Origin of the sequence: Pseudomonas sp. PDM04, assembly GCF_014851765.1 — a bacterium.
GTDB lineage: Bacteria > Pseudomonadota > Gammaproteobacteria > Pseudomonadales > Pseudomonadaceae > Aquipseudomonas.
Map to the genome: position 1 here is coordinate 737,144 of NZ_JACVAI010000003.1, position 19,373 is coordinate 756,516.

At 62.2% G+C, this 19,373-nt stretch carries 13 protein-coding genes; 9 read left to right on the forward strand and 4 right to left on the reverse strand.

Features of this window, described 5'->3' with window-relative positions; all coding sequences use genetic code 11:
* Nucleotide 1: 1 nt before the first annotated feature.
* Nucleotides 2-1,984: a bifunctional tRNA (5-methylaminomethyl-2-thiouridine)(34)-methyltransferase MnmD/FAD-dependent 5-carboxymethylaminomethyl-2-thiouridine(34) oxidoreductase MnmC gene (gene mnmC / locus IB249_RS15420; RefSeq protein ID WP_192306118.1), complete on the reverse strand. Its 1,983-nt coding sequence runs from the start codon at nucleotides 1,982-1,984 to the stop codon at nucleotides 2-4.
* Between the two features lie 168 nt (nucleotides 1,985-2,152).
* Between mnmC and pap the strand changes: the two genes are divergently transcribed.
* A complete protein-coding gene (gene pap, locus IB249_RS15425) occupies nucleotides 2,153-3,664 on the forward strand; it encodes a polyphosphate:AMP phosphotransferase (RefSeq protein WP_192306120.1) in 1,512 nt (503 codons plus the stop codon).
* 113 nt (nucleotides 3,665-3,777) lie between these two features.
* On the forward strand, nucleotides 3,778-4,962 hold the full coding sequence (locus IB249_RS15430) for a thiolase family protein (protein ID WP_192306122.1): 1,185 nt from the start codon (nucleotides 3,778-3,780) through the stop codon (nucleotides 4,960-4,962).
* A gap of 126 nt (nucleotides 4,963-5,088) precedes the next feature.
* On the opposite strand, the gene IB249_RS15435 is transcribed toward IB249_RS15430, so the two are convergent.
* Nucleotides 5,089-5,283, reverse strand: coding sequence for a DUF6316 family protein (locus tag IB249_RS15435; protein WP_192306411.1), 195 nt, complete (start codon nucleotides 5,281-5,283; stop codon nucleotides 5,089-5,091).
* A 200-nt stretch (nucleotides 5,284-5,483) separates the two neighbouring features.
* Here IB249_RS15435 and IB249_RS15440 point away from each other — a divergent pair, with 200 nt between their 5' ends.
* Nucleotides 5,484-6,443, forward strand: a complete 960-nt coding sequence (locus IB249_RS15440) for a DMT family transporter (protein ID WP_192306125.1) — start codon at nucleotides 5,484-5,486, stop codon at nucleotides 6,441-6,443.
* Nucleotides 6,444-6,545: 102 nt separating this feature from the next.
* Here IB249_RS15440 and IB249_RS15445 read toward each other — a convergent pair whose 3' ends face one another.
* Nucleotides 6,546-7,940, reverse strand: a complete 1,395-nt coding sequence (locus tag IB249_RS15445) for a class II fumarate hydratase (protein WP_192306127.1) — start codon at nucleotides 7,938-7,940, stop codon at nucleotides 6,546-6,548.
* Nucleotides 7,941-8,132: 192 nt separating this feature from the next.
* Here IB249_RS15445 and IB249_RS15450 point away from each other — a divergent pair, with 192 nt between their 5' ends.
* From IB249_RS15450 to IB249_RS15470, 5 genes are all read left to right on the forward strand, one after another.
* A complete protein-coding gene (locus tag IB249_RS15450; RefSeq protein ID WP_192306129.1) occupies nucleotides 8,133-8,654 on the forward strand; it encodes a DUF2059 domain-containing protein in 522 nt (173 codons plus the stop codon).
* A gap of 13 nt (nucleotides 8,655-8,667) precedes the next feature.
* Entirely contained in the window at nucleotides 8,668-8,967 is a 300-nt protein-coding gene (locus tag IB249_RS15455; RefSeq protein ID WP_192306131.1) for a BolA family protein, read from the forward strand.
* A gap of 102 nt (nucleotides 8,968-9,069) precedes the next feature.
* The gene (locus IB249_RS15460) at nucleotides 9,070-10,011 is read left to right on the forward strand and encodes a rhodanese-related sulfurtransferase (protein ID WP_192306133.1); all 942 of its coding nucleotides are present in this window, start codon (nucleotides 9,070-9,072) and stop codon (nucleotides 10,009-10,011) included.
* Between the two features lie 3 nt (nucleotides 10,012-10,014).
* Nucleotides 10,015-10,653, forward strand: a complete 639-nt coding sequence (locus IB249_RS15465; protein WP_192306135.1) for a DsbA family protein — start codon at nucleotides 10,015-10,017, stop codon at nucleotides 10,651-10,653.
* The gene (locus IB249_RS15470) at nucleotides 10,646-12,463 is read left to right on the forward strand and encodes an ABC transporter ATP-binding protein (RefSeq protein WP_192306137.1); all 1,818 of its coding nucleotides are present in this window, start codon (nucleotides 10,646-10,648) and stop codon (nucleotides 12,461-12,463) included. Before IB249_RS15465 ends, IB249_RS15470 begins: the two co-directional genes overlap by 8 nt.
* A gap of 1 nt (nucleotide 12,464) precedes the next feature.
* Here the strand turns inward: IB249_RS15470 and IB249_RS15475 are convergent, their stop codons facing one another.
* Nucleotides 12,465-16,631, reverse strand: a complete 4,167-nt coding sequence (locus IB249_RS15475; RefSeq protein WP_192306139.1) for a hypothetical protein — start codon at nucleotides 16,629-16,631, stop codon at nucleotides 12,465-12,467.
* A 217-nt stretch (nucleotides 16,632-16,848) separates the two neighbouring features.
* Between IB249_RS15475 and IB249_RS15480 the strand changes: the two genes are divergently transcribed.
* Entirely contained in the window at nucleotides 16,849-19,308 is a 2,460-nt protein-coding gene (locus IB249_RS15480) for an EAL domain-containing protein (RefSeq protein ID WP_192306141.1), read from the forward strand.
* Nucleotides 19,309-19,373 lie beyond the last annotated feature (65 nt).

Here is a 19,373-nt window from a genome sequence, read left to right on the forward strand (position 1 = left end):
CTCAGGCCTTGCCGCGAATCAACCGACGCAAGGCAAAACGGTTTGGATGGCACGCCTGCGCCACCGCTGTGGGCAGTGGCAGCGGTTCGTTATCGAGCCAGGCGGCGAGCAACTCGCCGGATAACGGTGCGGTCACCAACCCTCGGGAGCCGTGGCCGCTGTTGACGTACAGACCTTCCAGCCACGGGCAAGGGGTGTCCGGTATTTGCCGGGCATCCTTGCTCAAGACGCTGTAGGCGTCGGCAAAGGCCTCGGCATCGGCCAGCGGGCCAACGATCGGCAGGTAATCCGGGCTGGTGCAGCGAAATGCTGCACGGCCTTCGAGCGTCTCCGGCGACAAGGCATCGGCCTTGAGACGGGTCACCAGGTCCGCCGAAATCTCTTCCAGCATCTGCAAATTGCCGGCGTGCTCGGCCGCCGTCGGTTCCAGGTCCTGGCTGTTGAAGTCAAAACTGGCGCCCAGGGTGTGTTCACCCAGGCGTACCGGCGCGACATAACCTTCGGCACAGACCACGGTGCTCAGTCCCTGGCTTTCAGGTGTCTGCGGCAGGCGGGTGATCTGGCCGCGAATGCGCTTGAGCGGCAGGTGGCGGGTGTACGGGAAACGCTGGATCTCGGCAGCGCCGGCCAGTACCACCACCGGGGCATCGGCCAGCAATTGCTCGCCAGACCAGGCCTGCCAGTGACCTTGCACGCGACGCAGTTGCAGCACATCGTGGTGGGTCAACACCTGGATATTCGGATGCGTCGCCTGCCAGCGGCATAACGCAGGCGGATGCGCCCAGCCGCCCTCGGGGAAAAACAGTCCGCCCGAGGCCAGACCGATACCGGCACGCGCCTCGGCCTGTTGCTTGTCCAGCGTGTGCAGCAAATCCTGGGGAAACGCCTGCGCCAACTGCGCCTGGCGCTCGGCTTCCTTGGCGTTGAACGCCAGTTGCAACACGCCGCAACCGTCCCAGTCCAGACCACGATGCAAATGTTCCAGCGTGCGCCGGGTGTAGCCGAAACCGCTGAGGATCAACTGCGACAGCGTGGTGCCGTGGGCCGACAACTTGAGGTACAGCACGCCTTGGGGGTTGCCCGAGGCTTCCTGCGCCAGGCCATCGCGGCGCTCCAGCAGGCTGACCTGCCAACCCCGTGCCGCGAGGCTGGCAGCCGTCGCACAACCGGCCATGCCCCCGCCGATCACCAGCGCGCGGCGCTCGCCGGCCGGCGGTTGCGGGCGGGCAAACCAGGGTTTGTCTGCGGCGGGAGGCATGACGTCCTCTGGCCAGCCAAGGAATGCGCCGCGCAGGATTTCCCATTTGTGGCCGATGCCGGGGGTGCGCTTCATCTTGAAACCTGCCGCATTCAGCAGGCGCCGCACCCAGCCGGTGCTGGTGAAGGTGCTGATGGTCGAGCCGGGCGCTGCCAGCCGGGCCAGTTCGACAAACAGTTCGGCGGTCCACATGTCCGGGTTTTTCGCCGGGGCAAAACCGTCGAGAAACCAGGCGTCGATCCGTGCGTCCAGTTGCGCCAGCTGATCCAGCGCATCGCCGATCAACAGGGTCAGGGTCACCCGACCCTCGGCCAGCACCAGGCGCTGGAAGCCCGGATGGATGGCTACGTATTGGGCGAGCAACTGATCGGCCAACGGCTTGAGCTCTGGCCATAGCCCCAGTGCCCGCTGCAGGTCGGCGGCACTCAATGGGTACTTTTCGACGCTGACGAAGTGCAGGCGCGCACCGGCCGCCGCCTGTTGTTCGAACAGCTGCCAGGCGCACAGGAAATTCAGGCCGGTGCCGAAACCGGTCTCGCCAATCACCAGTCGTCCGCCTGCCGGCAGCGCGGCAAAACGCTCGCGCAAAGCGTTCTGCTCAAGGAACACGTAGCGGGTTTCATCCAGCCCGGACAGGTCGGAAAAATACACATCGTCGAACACCCGCGAACGCGGGAGCCCTTGGTCATCCCAGTCGAGCTGGGCGTGGGGCAGGACAGGTTTCATGGCAGGCTCGGTAACGGCAAGGGCGCCATTCTAGCCGATCGCCGGGGTTGATCCATGACCCAGCGCATACCCGCCCTTCTTCCTGGGAGCGAGCCCCGACATTGACGGAGGTCCTGATGGGCGTGTGTTTTTCCGCTAGGCTTGTGCAATCTTGAAAGGGAGCGGTCCATGTTCGAATCTGCCGAAATCGGTCACGTCATCGACAAAGACACCTACGACGCTGAAGTCCCCGCGCTACGCGAAGCTTTGCTCGACGCACAGTTCGAACTGCAACAGCAAAAGCGCTTTCCGGTGATCATCCTGATCAACGGCATCGAAGGCGCGGGCAAGGGCGAGACGGTAAAGCTGCTAAACGAATGGATGGACCCGCGACTGATCGAGGTCCGCACGTTCGACCAGCAGACCGACGAGGAACTGGCCAGACCGCCGGCCTGGCGTTACTGGCGGATGCTGCCGGCCCAGGGGCGCATGGGCATTTTCTTCGGCAACTGGTACAGCCAGATGTTGCAGGGCCGGGTCCACGGCGTGTTCAAGGACCCGCGACTCGACCAGGCCATCAACGGCGCGGAGCGTCTGGAGAAAATGCTCTGCGACGAAGGCGCGCTGATCTTCAAGTTCTGGTTCCACCTGTCCAAGAAGCAGATGAAGGCGCGGCTCAAATCCCTGGCCGACGACCCGCTGCACAGCTGGCGCATCAGCCCGCTGGACTGGCAGCAATCCCGGACCTACGACAAGTTCGTCAAATACGGCGAGCGCATTCTGCGCCGCACCAGCCGCGACTATGCCCCTTGGCACGTGATTGCCGGCATGGACCCGCGTTATCGCAGCCTGGCGGTCGGCAAGATCCTGCTCGAAGGCCTGCAGAACGCCTTGAAAAGACCTGACATCCACCCGGATAAAGTCAGTGCCGCGCCGTTGGCCAGCAGCGTCGACCGCGTGAGCCTGCTCGACAGCCTGGACCTCACCCAGCGTCTGGAAAAGGAGGATTACGAAGAGCAGTTGATCACCGAACAGGCGCGGCTCTCCGGGCTGATGCGCGACAAACGCATGCGCCGCCACGCGCTGGTTGCGGTGTTCGAAGGCAATGACGCGGCGGGCAAGGGCGGGGCGATCCGTCGGGTGGCGGCGGCGCTCGATCCGCGGCAATACAGCATTGTGCCCATCGCTGCGCCGACCGAGGAGGAGCGGGCGCATCCCTATCTGTGGCGGTTCTGGCGGCATATTCCGGCACGGGCCAAGTTCACCGTGTTCGACCGTTCGTGGTATGGCCGGGTGCTGGTCGAACGTGTCGAAGGCTTTTGCAGCCCTGCCGACTGGCTGCGAGCCTACGGCGAGATCAACGACTTCGAAGAGCAGCTCGCCGATGCCGGCGTGGTGGTGGTCAAGTTCTGGCTGGCCATCGACAAGGACACGCAGATGGAGCGCTTCGAAGAACGCGAACAGACCCCGTTCAAACGCTTCAAGATCACGGAAGACGACTGGCGCAACCGCGAAAAGTGGGACGCCTACCGGGCGGCGGTCGGCGACATGGTCGATCGCACCAGCACCGAGATTTCCACCTGGACGCTGGTGGAAGCCAACGACAAGCGCTGGGCCCGGATCAAGGTGTTGCGCACCCTCAACGAAGCCCTGGAAGCGGCCTTCGAAAAGTCCGACAGGCACGGGAAAAAACACAAGTAGTTCAAGGGGCGGGCCGATGGTGACGCATACGCCGGGTGAATGATTGTCGCGGGCGGTGAGGGCTGGACTTATGCTCGGTCCACTCTCAACCGACAACAACAATGAGGTATGCCATGCGTGAAGTGGTGATCGTCGACAGCGTGCGGACCGGCCTGGCCAAGTCCTTTCGCGGCAAGTTCAACCAGACCCGCCCGGACGACATGGCGGCCCATTGCGTCAATGCACTGCTGGCACGCAGCGGCATCGACCCGGCGAGCGTCGAGGATTGCATCGTCGGCGCCGGCTCCAACGAAGGCGCCCAGGGCTACAACATCGGACGCAACGTCGCGGTGCTGTCGCGGCTGGGCACCGGCACCGCCGGCATGACCCTCAACCGGTTCTGCTCCTCGGGCCTGCAGGCGATTGCCATCGCCGCCAACCAGATCGCCTCGGGGTGCAGCGACATCATCGTCGCCGGTGGGGTCGAGTCCATCAGCCTGACGATGAAAAGCGTCAACACCGACAACCTGATCAACCCGCTGCTCAAGGAACAGGTGCCGGGTATCTACTTCCCCATGGGCCAGACCGCCGAAGTGGTCGCCCGCCGTTATCACGTCAGCCGTGAAGCGCAGGACCTGTACGCCCTGCAAAGTCAGCAGCGCACCGCCCAGGCGCAGGCGGCCGGGTTGTTCGATGACGAAATCGTGCCGATGGCGGTGAAATACCGTGTCGAGGACAAGGCCACCGGCCAGGTGCAGATCCTCGACGGCGTCGTCGATCGCGATGACTGCAACCGCCCGGACACCACCCTGGAAAGCCTGGCCGGGTTGAAACCGGTGTTTGCCGAAGACGGTTCGGTCACGGCGGGCAACTCGTCGCAGCTGTCCGACGGTGCGTCGATGACGCTGGTGATGAGCCTGGACAAAGCGCTGGAGCTGGGCTTGAAACCGAAAGCGTTTTTCCGTGGATTCACCGTCGCCGGTTGTGAACCGGACGAGATGGGCATCGGCCCGGTATTCTCGGTGCCGAAACTGCTCAAGGCCAGGGGATTGCAGGTCGCCGACATCGACCTGTGGGAACTCAACGAGGCGTTCGCCTCGCAATGCCTGTATGCCCGTGATCGGTTGGGCATCGATAACGAGAAGTACAACGTCAACGGCGGTTCGATTTCCATCGGCCACCCCTTCGGCATGACCGGTTCGCGTCAAGTCGGGCATCTGGTTCGCGAGTTGCAGCGACGCCAGTTGCGTTATGGCATCGTCACCATGTGCGTGGGCGGTGGGATGGGGGCTACCGGGTTGTTTGAGGCGGTGCGCTAGTCATTCACCTGTGTAGCGAGCCTTCGAGCACCTCGCGAGCAGGCTCGCTCCCACAAGGATTCGGCAAATGCTGATCCACTGTGGGGGCGGGACCGCTTTGCCGGTGGCGGTAAGCATCGACCGGGTCTAGCGCCCGGCACCCAGACGCTGCATCCGTTCGATGTACGCCTCGATCTCGCGCTCGGCGTGCTCCATGCTGTCAAAAGGCCCCTCCAGGGTGTTTTCCCGGGTGCTGAAGTACAACTCCCCGTTGACCCGACACACCCGGTCACTGCGAAAGTGCGTGGCGGGAGCGTTGTCCTGGGCGCGCATGCCGTACATGGCGGTCTCCTGAAGGTGAATGGCTGCCATCAGCTTATGCATGAACCGCTTGCACCGCCTGGCGACCCGATCGACGGCAATCGCCAATTTATCGTTGCGACCCGCACAGTTTCATTCGCGTCGGCTCGCCAACTGTCCCTGTGTGCCATCGGCCGCTGCGCCTAGAATGGTGGTTTCTGCCATCTGGCCCTGAGGTACGCATGCACATTTCATCCGGTCGCTGGGTTTACGGACTGTTCCTGGCCCTGTTGACCGCGCTGTTGTGGGGAATCCTGCCGATCAAGCTCAAGCAAGTGCTGCTGGTGATGGACCCGGTGACGGTCACCTGGTTTCGACTGATGGTATCCGGCAGCTGCCTGTTCATTTACCTGGCGGCGACCCGACGCTTGCCCAGCCGCAAAGTGCTCGGGCCGCGCGGTGGCTGGTTGGTGGCGATGGCGGTGTGCGGGCTGGTCGGCAACTACGTGCTGTACCTGATGGGCTTGAACCTGCTCAGCCCCGGCACCGCGCAACTGGTGGTGCAGATGGGACCGATCATGTTGCTGATCGCCAGTGTGTTCGTGTTCAAGGAGCGGTTCAGTCTGGGGCAGGGCATTGGCCTGTTGGTGCTGTTGATCGGCTTCGGACTGTTTTTCAACCAGCGCCTGACCGAGCTGCTCACTTCGCTGAGCGACTACACCGCCGGCGTGCTGCTGGTGTTGCTGGCGTCCACGGTCTGGACGTTCTACGCCCTGGGACAGAAGCAATTGCTGACGGTATGGAATTCGTTGCAGGTGATGATGGTGATCTATCTGTTCTGTGGGCTGCTGTTGACGCCGTGGGTCCATCCGCTCGAAGCACTGCAACTCAACCCTCTGCAAGGCTGGCTGCTGTTGGCGTGCTGCATGAACACGCTGATTGCCTATGGCGCGTTCGCCGAGGCTTTGGCGCATTGGGAAGCCTCACGGGTGAGCGCGACGCTGGCAATCACACCGCTGGTGACCTTCGGGGCAGTGGCCGTTGCCGCCTGGTTATGGCCCGATTTCGTGCAGGCCGAGACGATCAATGGCCTGGGGTATGGCGGGGCGGTGCTGGTGGTGTTGGGGTCGGCGCTGGTGGCCTTGGGCCCGTCGCTGATCACCGGGCTGCGGGCGCGGCGTGCGCGGATGGCGGCCGGCTAGACCGCGTTGCTGCCATCGCGAGCAGGCTCGCTCCCACAGGTGACTTCCCCCACCTGTAGGAGCGGGCTTGCCCGCGATGGCAGTGTGTCAGGCGCTGAACAATCAGCCCTTGGCCCCAGCCTCCAGCATATTTTCCGGTCTGACCCAGGCATCGAACTCTTCATCGGTCAGATACCCCAGCTGCAACGCCGCCTCGCGCAAGGTCAGCCCCTCGGCATAGGCCTTCTTGGCGATTTCCGCCGACTTGTCGTAGCCGATATGCGGGTTCAGCGCGGTGACCAGCATCAGCCCGCGTTCCAGGTGTTCAGCCATTTTCCCGGCATCCGGCTCCAGCCCGGCAATGCAATGCTGCTGGAAGTTGCTGCAGCCATCGCCCAGCAGGCGGATCGATTGCAGCAGGTTGTGGATGATCACTGGTTTGAACACGTTCAGTTGCAGGTGCCCCTGGCTCGCCGCGAAACCGACGGCGACATCGTTGCCCAAGACCTGGCAGGCCAGCATCGACAGCGCTTCGCACTGGGTCGGGTTGACCTTGCCAGGCATGATCGAACTGCCGGGTTCGTTGGCCGGCAACTTCACCTCGGCGAAACCGGCACGGGGGCCGGAACCCAGCAGGCGCAGGTCGTTGGCGATTTTCATCAGGGTCACGGCGAGGGTTTTCAGCGCGCCCGACAGGGTGGTCAGCGGTTCATGGCCGGCCAGCGCGGCGAACTTGTTCGGGGCGGTGACAAACGGCAGGCCGGAGAGCGCTGCCAGTTCGGCGGCGATGGCTTCGGCGAAACCGTGTGGCGAGTTCAATCCGGTGCCGACCGCCGTGCCGCCCTGGGCCAGTTCACAGACGGCCGGCAGTGCGCTGCGGATCGCCCGTTCGCTGTAATCCAGCTGTGCGATGAACCCCGAGAGTTCCTGGCCGAAGGTGATCGGCGTTGCATCCATCATGTGGGTGCGACCGGTCTTGACCAGCTTCATGTGGCGCGCGGCCAACTCCGCCAGCCCGCCGGACAGTTCGCTGATCGCCGGCAGCAAATGCTGCTGCACCGCCTGGACGGCCGCAATGTGCATGGCGGTGGGGAAACAGTCGTTGGAGCTCTGGGAGCGGTTGACGTGATCGTTGGGGTGCACCGGCGACTTGCCGCCACGCGGGTTGCCGGCAAGTTCGTTGGCACGCCCGGCGATCACCTCGTTGACGTTCATGTTGCTCTGGGTGCCACTGCCGGTCTGCCAGACCACCAGCGGGAACTGGTCGTCGTGCTGGCCGTCGAGCACTTCGTCGGCGGCCTGTTCGATCAGGCGGGCGATATCGGCAGGCAGGTCGCCGTTGCGATCGTTGACCCGCGCCGCGGCTTTCTTGATCAGCGCCAATGCGTGCAGCACCGCCAGCGGCATGCGTTCGTTGCCGATGGCGAAGTTGATCAGCGAGCGTTGCGTCTGAGCGCCCCAGTAGGCTTCTTCCGGGACTTCAACCTGGCCCAGGCTGTCGGTTTCGATACGGCTCATCGTGCTCACTCCTGAAGGTCCAATTGCGCAGTTTAGGCCGTGCATGCCGGCCGTGGTTCCATCGGTCTGGTTTTCGACCATTCAACCCTTCTAAATCAGGCGCGGCAAGGCTTGGGGTTGAGTGACACACTTTTTTAGGCGCAGAATGGTCGCCCTTGGGGTTTTACCTCGCCTGCTAGAAAAGGAAACTCGATGACTCGTCTTCGTGCCATCTGTACCGCGGTTGCACTGGTTTGCGCCAGCGGCCCTGTTTTTGCCGATACCGCCAGCCACAACGCCAGTGCCGAGGCTTTCCTGACCCTGGCGCACGCTGACAAGCTCGGCACTCCGGTGTACATGCAAGTGCAGCAGATGTTCGCTCAACGCTTTGCCCAGACCAAAGCGCCCGAGTCGAAAAAAGCCTTGCTGGAAACCTACCAGGCCAAAGCCAACGCCGCGCTGGACCAGGCCATTGGCTGGAACAAACTCAAGCCGGACATGGTCAAGCTCTACACCACCAACTTCAGCGAATCCGAGCTGAAAGACCTGGTCGCGTTCTACCAGTCGCCACTGGGCAAGAAAGTCCTGGAAAAAATGCCACAGCTGACCCAGCAATCGGCCCAGATGACCCAGGCCAAGCTGGAAAGCGCGGTGCCGGTGGTGAACAAGCTGCTGGCCGACATGACGGCCGAGCTGGAGCCGAAGGCTGCCGCTCCTGCCAAGAAAAAGCCTTGAGCGGAGCCCGGGCATGACCATGCAACAACGCATCGAATCGACGTTGGGCCTGCTACAGCCCGACTACCTGCAAGTGCTGGATGAAAGCCACATGCACAGCCGTGGGGTGCAAACCCATTACAAGGCGGTGGTGGTCAGCCAGCAGTTCGAAGGACTCAATCGCGTCAAGCGCCACCAGAAGGTCTACGGCACGCTCGGCGAGCTGATGGGCGAGTTCCATGCGTTGGCGCTGCATACCTATACCCCGCAGGAATGGGCACAGATCGACACGGCTCCGGCCTCGCCGACCTGCGCTGGCGGCAGCAAGCATTGACCCCTGGTTTTTTGCTAGAATCCGCAACGCGCCGCTGACCCGGCGCGTTTTTTTTTGAATCCGGTTCACCCCTTACGAGGGTAGCCACCTGGAGAATCACCCATGACACAACAGATTGTCGTGGCGGCACTGTATAAGTTCGTCACCCTGGAAAACTACGTCGAGCTGCGCGAGCCCCTGCTGCAAGCCATGGTCGACAACGGCATCAAGGGCACGCTGCTGATCGCCGAGGAAGGCATCAACGGCACCGTCTCCGGCAGCCGCGAAGGCATCGATGGCCTGCTGGCCTGGCTCAAGAACGACCCGCGCATGATCGACATCGATCATAAAGAGTCGTACTGCGACGAGCAGCCGTTCTACCGCACCAAGGTCAAGCTGAAAAAAGAAATCGTGACCCTGGGTGTCGACGGTGTAGACCCGAATAAAAAGGTCGGCACCTATGTCGAGCCGCAGGACTGGAACGCGCTGATCAGCGATCCCGAAGTGCTGTTGATCGATACCCGCAACGACTACGAAGTGTCGATTGGCACCTTCGAAGGCGCCATCGATCCGAAGACCACCAGTTTTCGTGAATTTCCCGACTACATCAAAGCCAACTTCGACCCGGCCGTGCACAAGAAGGTCGCGATGTTCTGCACGGGCGGCATTCGCTGCGAGAAGGCTTCCAGCTACATGCTCAGCGAAGGCTTCGACGAGGTCTATCACCTCAAGGGCGGCATTCTGAAGTACCTCGAAGAGGTGCCACAGGAAGAAACCAAATGGCAGGGCGACTGCTTCGTCTTCGACAACCGCGTGACCGTGCGTCATGACCTCAGCGAAGGTGACTACGATCAATGCCACGCCTGCCGCACGCCGGTTAGTGTGCAAGACCGCGCATCCGAGCACTATGTGGCCGGTATCAGTTGCCCGCATTGCTGGGATAACCTGAGCGAGAAGACCCGGCGCAGCGCGATTGACCGGCAGAAGCAGATCGAATTGGCCAAGGCTCGCAACATGCCTCACCCAATCGGCTACAACTACAAGCAAACCCCTTCCGAGGCCTGAACCATGTCTGCACGCCGCCTGCTCTATGTGATGGACCCGATGTGTTCCTGGTGCTGGGGCTTTGCGCCAGTGGCCAAAGCGCTGGTCGAGCAGGCGCAGGCGGCCGGCGTGGAAGTGCACCTGGTAGTGGGCGGCTTGCGCACCGGTAGCGGCTCGGCGCTGGAGCCAACCACCCGTCGCTATATTCTCGAGCATTGGCAAGCGGTCACCGAGGCCACGGGCCAACCGTTCAAGACCGAGGGCGCGTTGCCCGAGGGTTTTGTCTACGACACCGAGCCGGCCTGCCGTGCGCTGGTCACCGCACGCAGCCTGGCACCGGATTGCGCATGGACACTGCTCGGGCTGATCCAGCAGGCGTTCTACGTCGAGGGTCGCGACGTCACCCACGCCAGCGTGCTGGTGGAGCTGGCGGAACAGGCGGGCGTGCCGCGCATCGAGTTCGCGGCCGCGTTCGACCGGGCCGACATGCACACGGCGACGGCCGCCGACTTCACCTGGGTCCAGGACCTGGGCATCGCCGGCTTTCCGACCCTGCTGGCCGAACGTGACGGCCAACTGGCCTTGCTGACCAATGGTTACCAGCCCCTGAGCGTCCTGTCGCCATTGCTCGGCCGCTGGCTGGAGCGCGCCGCCTGTGCATGACCGGCACGATGAAACAGCGGCTGCCAGGCGTGTCGATCGACTGAGCTGGGCGGAAATCCGCCGCCTGGCCCTGCAACACAAGAAAGCACTGTGGATCGCCAATTTTGTCGCCTTGCTGGCGACGCTGTGCAGTGTGCCCATCCCCCTGCTGCTACCGTTGCTGGTGGACGAAGTGCTGCTGGGGCACGGCGACTCTGCGCTGAAGGTCATGAACCACCTGCTGCCGCAGGGCTGGCAGAAAGCGGCGGGGTACATCGGCCTGATGCTGCTGGTGACCTTGTTGCTGCGCTGCGCGGCCCTGTTGTTCAACGTGGTGCAGGCCAGGTTGTTCGCGGCCCTGGCCAAGGACATCGTGTACCGCATCCGCACCCGGTTGATCGAGCGGCTCAAACGCATCTCGCTGGGCGAATACGAAAGCCTGGGCAGCGGCACCGTGACCACGCACCTGGTGACCGACCTCGATACCCTGGACAAATTCGTCGGCGAAACCCTCAGCCGTTTCCTCGTGGCCATGCTGACCCTGGTCGGCACCGCGAGCATCCTGATCTGGATGCACTGGAAACTGGCGCTGCTGATCATGCTGTTCAACCCGCTGGTGATCTACGCCACGGTGTTGCTGGGCAAGCGCGTCAAACACCTGAAGAAGCTCGAGAACGACAGTACCTCGCGATTCACCCAGGCGCTGACCGAAACCCTCGATGCCATCCAGGAAGTCCGCGCCGGCAACCGCCAGGGCTTTTTCCTCGGACGCCTCGGCCAGCGCGCACGGGAAGTGCGGGACTACGCCGTGACGTCGCAGTGGAAAACCGATGCCTCGAACCGGGCCAGCGGTTTGCTGTTCCAGTTCGGCATCGATATCTTCCGTGCCGCCGCCATGCTCACGGTGTTGTTCTCCGACCTGTCCATCGGCCAGATGCTCGCGGTATTCAGCTACCTGTGGTTCATGATCGGTCCGGTGGAGCAATTGCTGAACCTGCAATACGCCTACTACGCGGCCGGTGGCGCGCTGTCGCGGATCAATGAATTGCTGGCCAGGGCCGACGAGCCCGAATACCCGGGCGGTGTCGATCCGTTCGTCGGTCGCGAGACCGTCGGCATCGAAGTCCAGGGGCTGAGTTTTGGCTACGGCGACGAACTGGTGTTGAACCAGATGAACCTGTCGATTGCCCCCGGTGAAAAAGTCGCGATCGTCGGTGCCAGCGGTGGCGGCAAGAGCACGCTGGTGCAATTGCTGCTGGGCCTGTACACGCCACTGGCCGGGACGATCCGCTTCGGCGGTTCGACCCAGCAGGAAATCGGCCTGGAAACCGTGCGGGAAAACGTCGCCGTGGTCCTGCAACACCCGGCGCTGTTCAACGATACCGTGCGGGCCAACCTGACCATGGGCCGTGACCGCAGCGACGAAGCCTGTTGGCAGGCCCTGGAAATCGCCCAGTTGCACGCCACCATCCGTGAGCTGCCCAATGGCCTGGACAGCGTCGTCGGCCGTTCCGGCGTGCGTTTGTCCGGCGGCCAGCGGCAGCGGCTGGCGATTGCGCGAATGGTGCTGGCGGAGCCTAAGGTGGTGATTCTCGACGAAGCCACCTCGGCCCTGGATGCCGCCACCGAGTACAACCTGCACCAGGCGTTGGCGCGGTTCCTGAGCCAGCGCACCACGCTGATCATTGCCCACCGCCTGTCAGCGGTAAAGCAGGCCGACCGGGTCCTGGTGTTCGACGGCGGGCAGATTGCCGAGGATGGCGACCATCAGCAACTGATTGCCGATGGCGGGTTGTACGCCAAGCTCTACGGGCATTTGCAGCAGTTGTAGGTCATTGCCACAGTACCTGCAGGGCGTCGGCGGCGCCGTCATGACCGAATGCCTTGATCACCACCGAGCAGCTGTTGCACGGCGGCATGGTGGTAGCCACGTCGACCGAGGCCAGCAGGTCGTTCTGCGGGTACTTTTCCCGGAGTGTGCTGATCAGCTTGGCTTCGCTGTCCAGGGAGGTCGGGCGGCGGGTCATCTGCGGTGTGTAGGTATCGATGTCCTTGATGGTGTGGGGTATGGCCAGTACCTTTCCATCGCTTGAGAGGTTCAGCGACGTTCGGGGGAAGGTCTGGCCGAAGTCGACATTGAAGTAAGTGGTGCCGTTGACGATCACCCCATCGGGCGCAAATGGAGCCTTGAACAGCGGAAGCTCTCCCGTGAGCCCCAACCCTCCCGACACACTGACATAGACCTCGCGTTTGCCCTCAGCGGTGACCACGTCCGCGAACGCAATGTTCCTCGGATTCTGCGATTGAAAATTGGCCGGGAGCAGCGCCTGGAACCTGTCCATGGCCTTGTTGATCTTCAAGTCACTGTTGCTCTCGACGGTGATGGTCTTTTCGCTGAACAAGGTGTCGAAGATCTCTGCGGTCCGTTGGCGAAAGGTGTCCGAAGCGTTGCGGCTGCGGGACCAGGAGGCCGCGCCGTCCGCCAGCTGGGTCACGATCATTCGCGTTCGATGGTCGAACAGCACCGCTTCGCCCGGACTGGTGTCGACCTTGAGCCATTTGAGCCCGTCCGGCGGGTTGGCGTGACCGCCAATGGGAATGGCAATGTCGTCCATGGTTTTCATCGCACGCTCCACGGCGCTCGCGCCATGAATCCTGGCCATGTTGTTGGCGTTCAGGGAGCCGGTGTAGACGGTCTTCAATTCGTCGGCGAGGTCAGCGGGCAGGGTTTGCGCCGTGTGCAGGGTCAGCGGTGCGAAGACGCCTGTCCCTGCACGGCGCTCGCCGACATAGAAATCTCCCGGGCCCAGGCGGGTGAAGACATAGTGCTTGGGCTCATTGAGGGCGGGGACGATGATGGCGCCTGTCTCCAGGCTGTCGAAACGGTTGCCGCGGCGGATCCGCACCTTGATCCGTCCGTAGAGGCCTTTCTGGAACAACAGGCTGGCATCGAGTCGCTTGTAGGTACGCAGGGCCTTGAACAGCAGGGGCCGCGTCAAAAAAGCCGGCGTATAGACCTGATCGCCGAACCACTCGGCAAACCCCTTGCCCGGGTCATGGCTGCCAGGGGGCGGCGTCGGTGCCGGGTTGTGGGTGACATAGCGCGTAGTGCAAACGGTGTTGGGGCCGTCCATGCGCCGTATCCGGCAGGGGAGGTGCTTGTAGATCGTCTTATCGTCGATCAGGTCGGCACGGCGCAGTTGATCGCCGTCCAGGCGATAGGGGATGTCATCGATCAGCAGCGTGGTACGCCCATCGACCTCAAGCAGTTCACGGACGTGGGCGTGGCCTGGCACTTCTACCCAGGCGTGGGACTCGGTTGCAGGCAATGTCTTGAAGGTCGAGCGGCCCTGCCTGAAGTGTCGACGGTTGTCGGGCTGCCGTGGGCCGTAGGGCAAGGATGTGACGGGGTCGACGAGGTGGAAGCGTCGGCCGTCCGAGGTGCCGGTGTTGCGCACGAGTACGTCATCTACGCCGTCGATCGTTGCCAGCTCATCGCCGTTGGCCAGCGGTTTCCAGCGTCCCGGATCGATGACCTGATAGAGGTGGTCGGCCAGGCGATAGTGGTCTGCCGAGTGTCCGATCAGGTACTTGACGCCTTTTATGCCCAGGCGACCGAGGGTGAAGAGCGAATGGCCGATACCGCTGAGCGTCGATTTCAGCAGTGACGGAATGCCGTCCAGCGGATTGAGGTTTTGCAGCGACGCGGTGAGGAGTTTGCGGGTCAGCGTTGAGTAGGAGGGCAGGGTTGCCTTGACGGCCATGCGCGAGGCGCCGCTGGTGAGCCTGGCCAGGCGCACCGAGCCGGAGATGAACTTGCCAATGGGGAACAGGAATGACGCCAGGTCCAGCAGCAGCCCGCTCACGCCGAGGATTTTCGTTTCGGTATCGCTCGATGACAGGTCTTCGATACTGCCCCAGAAGGGCACGAACCCTTTGGCAATCTCGATGAACGCGTCTCGACGTTGCGCGCTCTCGACCCTGAGGGTATCGAAGGTCGTCATGCCGCGGGCCTGCAGACGCAGATGCTGTTCGTCGACGAACAGATAATTCGATGCAATGCAGCGGGCCATCGCCTTCAGCCGGGGCGTCAGCGCCATTGCTTCACTGATCGCGCCCGAGTCGGAGGGTGTCGTCGTCGGAATGTGCGCCACGGTATCGAGGAACCCCACGCAATACGCCTGGGGGGCAGGCACCTTGCCATGAACGTGGGCGGACCAGTCCAGCAGAAGCGAGGTGCTGAGGTCATGCTCAGGGGAGTAGGTCTGGTTGGGAATCGACGCGTGCAGGGGGAATTCGGTACGAACGCCGTTGATGGTCGAAAACCTCAAGGCGATTCGCCGGCAAATGAAGCCTGCACTCGGGATCAGTTCGTAATAGGTGATTTGTTCCGCGTGGGTCACCTTGAGCAGGAAACCCTTCCTGGCCCGGACGTCTGCCGATTGCCCGTTTTTTTTGACTTTCTGCCGCAACCCGAGCACCTGGACGTAACCCTGTTCCAGCGCCCGGCGTTCAGCCAATGGCAGTGAGGCCAGCAGGCTGGCGATCAGGGTCTGATAGGCCGCCCGCAGGGTGGAGAGGTAGTGGTCGAAGGCGCTTTCGAACTGCGCATTGATATCCGGCAATTGTTTGCCGGAAGCAATGCCAACTTCCCCGTGAAACACCGTCCTGTACTCGCCTGCAGGATCCTTGCGTTCCGACTGACTCATCCGCTGCTCGTCGATTCGGAAGGTTTGCCGGGTTGGCGTTTTCCCGTCGCTCTGGGTCACGCCCCATCTTTTGCCGTCGTCGAACCGGCCGTCCGCGTAGAGGTCGAGAAACGCGTGGCCGGGGCGTTTCAGTGGCGGAACGTCCCGGGCACCCTCGCGGGCCGAGGCATCCAGGGCAAAAAAGCGCAATCCGTCCGACTCGAGGCCGTGGGCGCCAAACTGCTCGTCCTTGATCCGCTTGGCCATTTTCAACCGTTCGGGGGGCGCCAAATCCAGAGTCTGCACTGCGTTGTTCAGGCTTTCGCCGTGGCTTTCCAGGGCCGTCATTGCGCGCTCGATGTCTTGCGCGTCGTAATCGGAGGGTGTTTTCGTTGCAACGACGCCCATGCAGACCGCCCATTGCAGGGCAGGGCCGAGCCTCAGTCGGGTAATGCGTTCAAGTTCTTCAGGCGAGGCCGTGGCGCTGCGCTCCAGCGGCAGGTTGATGAGCTGCTGGAAGGACAAGGGGGGCGACCGGTCCAGGCCGAGCTCATCGGCCAGCAGCACACCGTGCATGAAGTTCACCCACACCATCGAACTCTTGTAACGCAGGTCGGTAGGGATATCCCGCACCGCGAAGTCCCTTGAGAGCGAGGCCTGCAGCACGTGCGCCAGCATGATCGATTCTTTGCCCGTGGTGGCTCGCCGGCTGAGCAGCAGGTGCTTTTCGAAATCCGCACGCAGGGTCGGGTAGCTCTTTCCCCAGTGCGAGGGGTCTTGCCAATTGAATCCGGCGAGCGCCTGCGGTTCGCCAGTCGCCCAGGCTTGCACAGAAACGCCTATGGCTTTGCGCACCCATTGATGTCGGACGGAGGCCGGGGTCTGTTCACCGGGGTCGGCGCCGTACCACTTGAGCTTCTTGAGCAAGCGCCCTGCCAGGTCCTGGGCTGGCGCCGAGTCGAGGATCTGTCGCAGGTAACCACAGGGGGAGGCGCGCAGCTCCTCTGCGGACACGGACTTCAGGACGTCGCTGAACAGATGATGGACCAGGGAGGGCTTGCCACCGAGGAAGTGCTGAACGGTGTCGATGATCAGAGCATCGAAGCCTTTTGCCACGTACTGGTCGATGGACAGGGCGTGCGCGAGGTCGGGAGAGGCGCGCACCAGGGCTTTGTACCGTCTGTGGTCGCGGGCCGTCGGCCGCCGGGCCAACGCACCGATATCCGGGCCGTTATCCAGGCTCAGGCCTTGCCTGGCGCACATTTCTTCGGTGGTGGGTGAATCAGATGCAGTAAAAGGGCTCGTTGGCATGTCGCACTCCTTGTAACGCTTTCCCCTCCTGCATGGGAGGAAAGCCGGGCGTGCAGTACATCGGTTTCGAAAGGCGCTCGGGTGGTACATATCTACCTTCCGCGCGTGCAGGGCGTGGGCGTAGATCCGTCGCTTGCCGGAATTGAAAACGCCCCCTAGTCTTGCGGTAGCGATTTCGTCCGGAAGACGATCAAGCAGTGCTTAATAAAGGGACCTCATGAATCAAGCGCGGACTCTCGGAACGCCACGGTTGCTGGGCATCGTATGGCCTTTTATTGCCGTGGTGCTGTTTCAGGCGCTGTTGGGCGGCGTCAGCCTCTATGTTCTGTCGGCGGTGCGCGGTTATGTAGCCGGTGAAAGCCTTTGGTCGAAGGGCCAGAAAGACGCGATCTATTACCTCAATCTCTACGCCGACAGTCGTGACGAGACGATCTTTCATAAATTTCAGAATGCTATCGCTGTGCCTCAGGGTGGCCATGAGTTGCGCGTGGCGCTGGATCGTCAGCCTCCGGACATCGAGGCCGCACGGGTGGCGATTCTCAAGGGCGGCAACCACCCGGATGACGTTTCCAGTCTGATCTGGCTGTACCTCAATTTTCGTCACTTCAGTTACCTGGAAAAGGCCATCGACCGCTGGACTGTGGGGGACGCCTACCTGGTCAAGCTCGATGAAGTTGCCCGGGAGATGCACCAGAACATCACCGCTGCTCAGGCCTCCGACGCTGACATTCAACGCTGGAAGGCGCAGATTTTTGCCATCAACGACGAGGTCACACCGGCGGCGAGAGCGTTCAGCGATGCATTGGGGGAGGGCTCGCGGGTCATTCTTCGCCTGTTGCTGATCACCAACCTTGCCACCGCCCTGGGCCTGATCGTCCTGGCCCTGATGCGCACCCATAAGCTGCTCAAGCAACGCCATGCATTTGCCGACGCCTTGCAGTTGGAGAAAGATCGGGCACAGATCACCCTGCAATCGATCGGTGACGGTGTGATCACCACGGATGTGGCAGGTGCCATCACCTACATGAACCCGGCGGCCGAGGCCCTGACCCACTGGAAAGCCGAACAGGCCAGCGGCCTGCCCCTGGCTGCGTTGTTCAATGTGCTGGACGAAAACGCCCAGGCCGAGGGCTTCACCCTGATCGAACGCATCCAGAGCGGCCAGCTCACCGGCGGCAGTGAACACTCCAAGCTGATCCAGCGCCTGGATGGCAGCACGGTGTCGGTCACCCTGGTGGGGGCGCCTATCCGCAATGCCGGCAAAGTCAGCGGCACGGTGCTGGTCCTGCACGACATGACCCAGGAACGGCAGTACATCGCCAACCTGTCCTGGCAGGCGACCCACGATGCCTTGACCGGCCTGGCCAATCGCCGCGAGTTCGAATATCGCCTGGAACAGGTGCTGCACGGTCTGACCCGACTGCCAGCGCGCCATGCGCTGATGTTCCTCGATCTGGATCAATTCAAGCTGGTCAACGACACCTGTGGTCATGCCGCCGGGGACGAGCTGCTGCGGCATATCTGCGCGCTGTTGCAATCGGGTTTGCGCGAGGGCGACACCCTGGCCAGGCTCGGCGGCGACGAGTTCGGCATCCTGCTGGAGAATTGCGCCCCGGAAGCGGCGGAAAAAATTGCCGAGAGCCTGCGTCAGACCGTGCAAAACCTGCATTTCGTCTGGAAAGGCCGACCATTCGTCACCACCGTGAGCATCGGGCTGGTCCACGTCAACCAGCACCCGACCACCCTCGAAACCTCACTGCGCGCGGCTGACATGGCGTGCTACATGGCCAAGGAAAAGGGTCGAAACCGGGTTCAGGTGTATCACGCCGATGACTCGGAACTGTCCCTGCGCTTCGGTGAGATGGCCTGGGTCCAGCGTCTGCACATGGCGCTGGAGGAAGACCGCTTCTGTCTGTACGCCCAGGAAATTGCGGCCCTGGGGCAGGCCGAACAGGGCAGCGGCCATATTGAAATCCTGTTGCGCCTGCATGATGAAGCCGGTCGCATGATTCTCCCTGACAGTTTCATCCCGGCCGCCGAGCGTTATGGCCTGATGAGCTCCCTTGATCGCTGGGTCGTGCAGAACGTATTCAAGATCATTGCCCAGTGCATCGCCGAGCGAAACAAGGGGCCATTGGCCATGTGTGCGATCAATCTGTCAGGCAGCACCATCGGAGACGAGGCGTTCCTCGATTTCCTGCGTGAGCAGTTCGTGGCCTACGCGATACCGCCTGAAATGATTTGTTTTGAAATCACTGAAACCAGCGCAATTTCCAATCTTGGCAGCGCAATCAGATTTATCAACGAGCTCAAAGGCTTAGGGTGTCATTTTTCGCTGGATGACTTTTGTGCCGGAATGTCCTCATTCGCTTACTTGAAACATTTGCCTGTAGACTTCCTGAAGATCGACGGGAGTTTCGTAAAGGATATGCTGGACGACCCGATTAACCGCGCCATGGTCGAGGTGATCAATCACATCGGCCATGTCATGGGTAAGCGTACGATTGCCGAGTTTGTTGAAACGCCCCAGATCGAGCAGGCATTGCTGGAAATCGGGGTGGATTACGCTCAAGGGTATGTCATTGAGCGCCCGCATCTGTTTACCTGCGATAGTCTGCAATGTCGTCCTGCCAGGCCTCAACCTTTGCTGTTCAAGGCGCCTGGCACGTTCCGTTGAAATCTCTCGCTGATCCTTACAATCACAATCAGAAGGAACCCGACAGTGATCGACTCATTCAACCG

What these genes read in the sequence shown, in the direction of transcription:
- mnmC (WP_192306118.1), bottom strand. Translation starts at nt 1,984, where the DNA reads ATGAAACCTGTCCTGCCCCACGCCCAGCTCGACTGGGATGACCAAGGG.
- pap (WP_192306120.1), top strand. Translation starts at nt 2,153, where the DNA reads ATGTTCGAATCTGCCGAAATCGGTCACGTCATCGACAAAGACACCTAC.
- IB249_RS15430 (WP_192306122.1), top strand. Translation starts at nt 3,778, where the DNA reads ATGCGTGAAGTGGTGATCGTCGACAGCGTGCGGACCGGCCTGGCCAAG.
- IB249_RS15435 (WP_192306411.1), bottom strand. Translation starts at nt 5,283, where the DNA reads ATGTACGGCATGCGCGCCCAGGACAACGCTCCCGCCACGCACTTTCGC.
- IB249_RS15440 (WP_192306125.1), top strand. Translation starts at nt 5,484, where the DNA reads ATGCACATTTCATCCGGTCGCTGGGTTTACGGACTGTTCCTGGCCCTG.
- IB249_RS15445 (WP_192306127.1), bottom strand. Translation starts at nt 7,940, where the DNA reads ATGAGCCGTATCGAAACCGACAGCCTGGGCCAGGTTGAAGTCCCGGAA.
- IB249_RS15450 (WP_192306129.1), top strand. Translation starts at nt 8,133, where the DNA reads ATGACTCGTCTTCGTGCCATCTGTACCGCGGTTGCACTGGTTTGCGCC.
- IB249_RS15455 (WP_192306131.1), top strand. Translation starts at nt 8,668, where the DNA reads ATGACCATGCAACAACGCATCGAATCGACGTTGGGCCTGCTACAGCCC.
- IB249_RS15460 (WP_192306133.1), top strand. Translation starts at nt 9,070, where the DNA reads ATGACACAACAGATTGTCGTGGCGGCACTGTATAAGTTCGTCACCCTG.
- IB249_RS15465 (WP_192306135.1), top strand. Translation starts at nt 10,015, where the DNA reads ATGTCTGCACGCCGCCTGCTCTATGTGATGGACCCGATGTGTTCCTGG.
- IB249_RS15475 (WP_192306139.1), bottom strand. Translation starts at nt 16,631, where the DNA reads ATGCCAACGAGCCCTTTTACTGCATCTGATTCACCCACCACCGAAGAA.
- IB249_RS15480 (WP_192306141.1), top strand. Translation starts at nt 16,849, where the DNA reads ATGAATCAAGCGCGGACTCTCGGAACGCCACGGTTGCTGGGCATCGTA.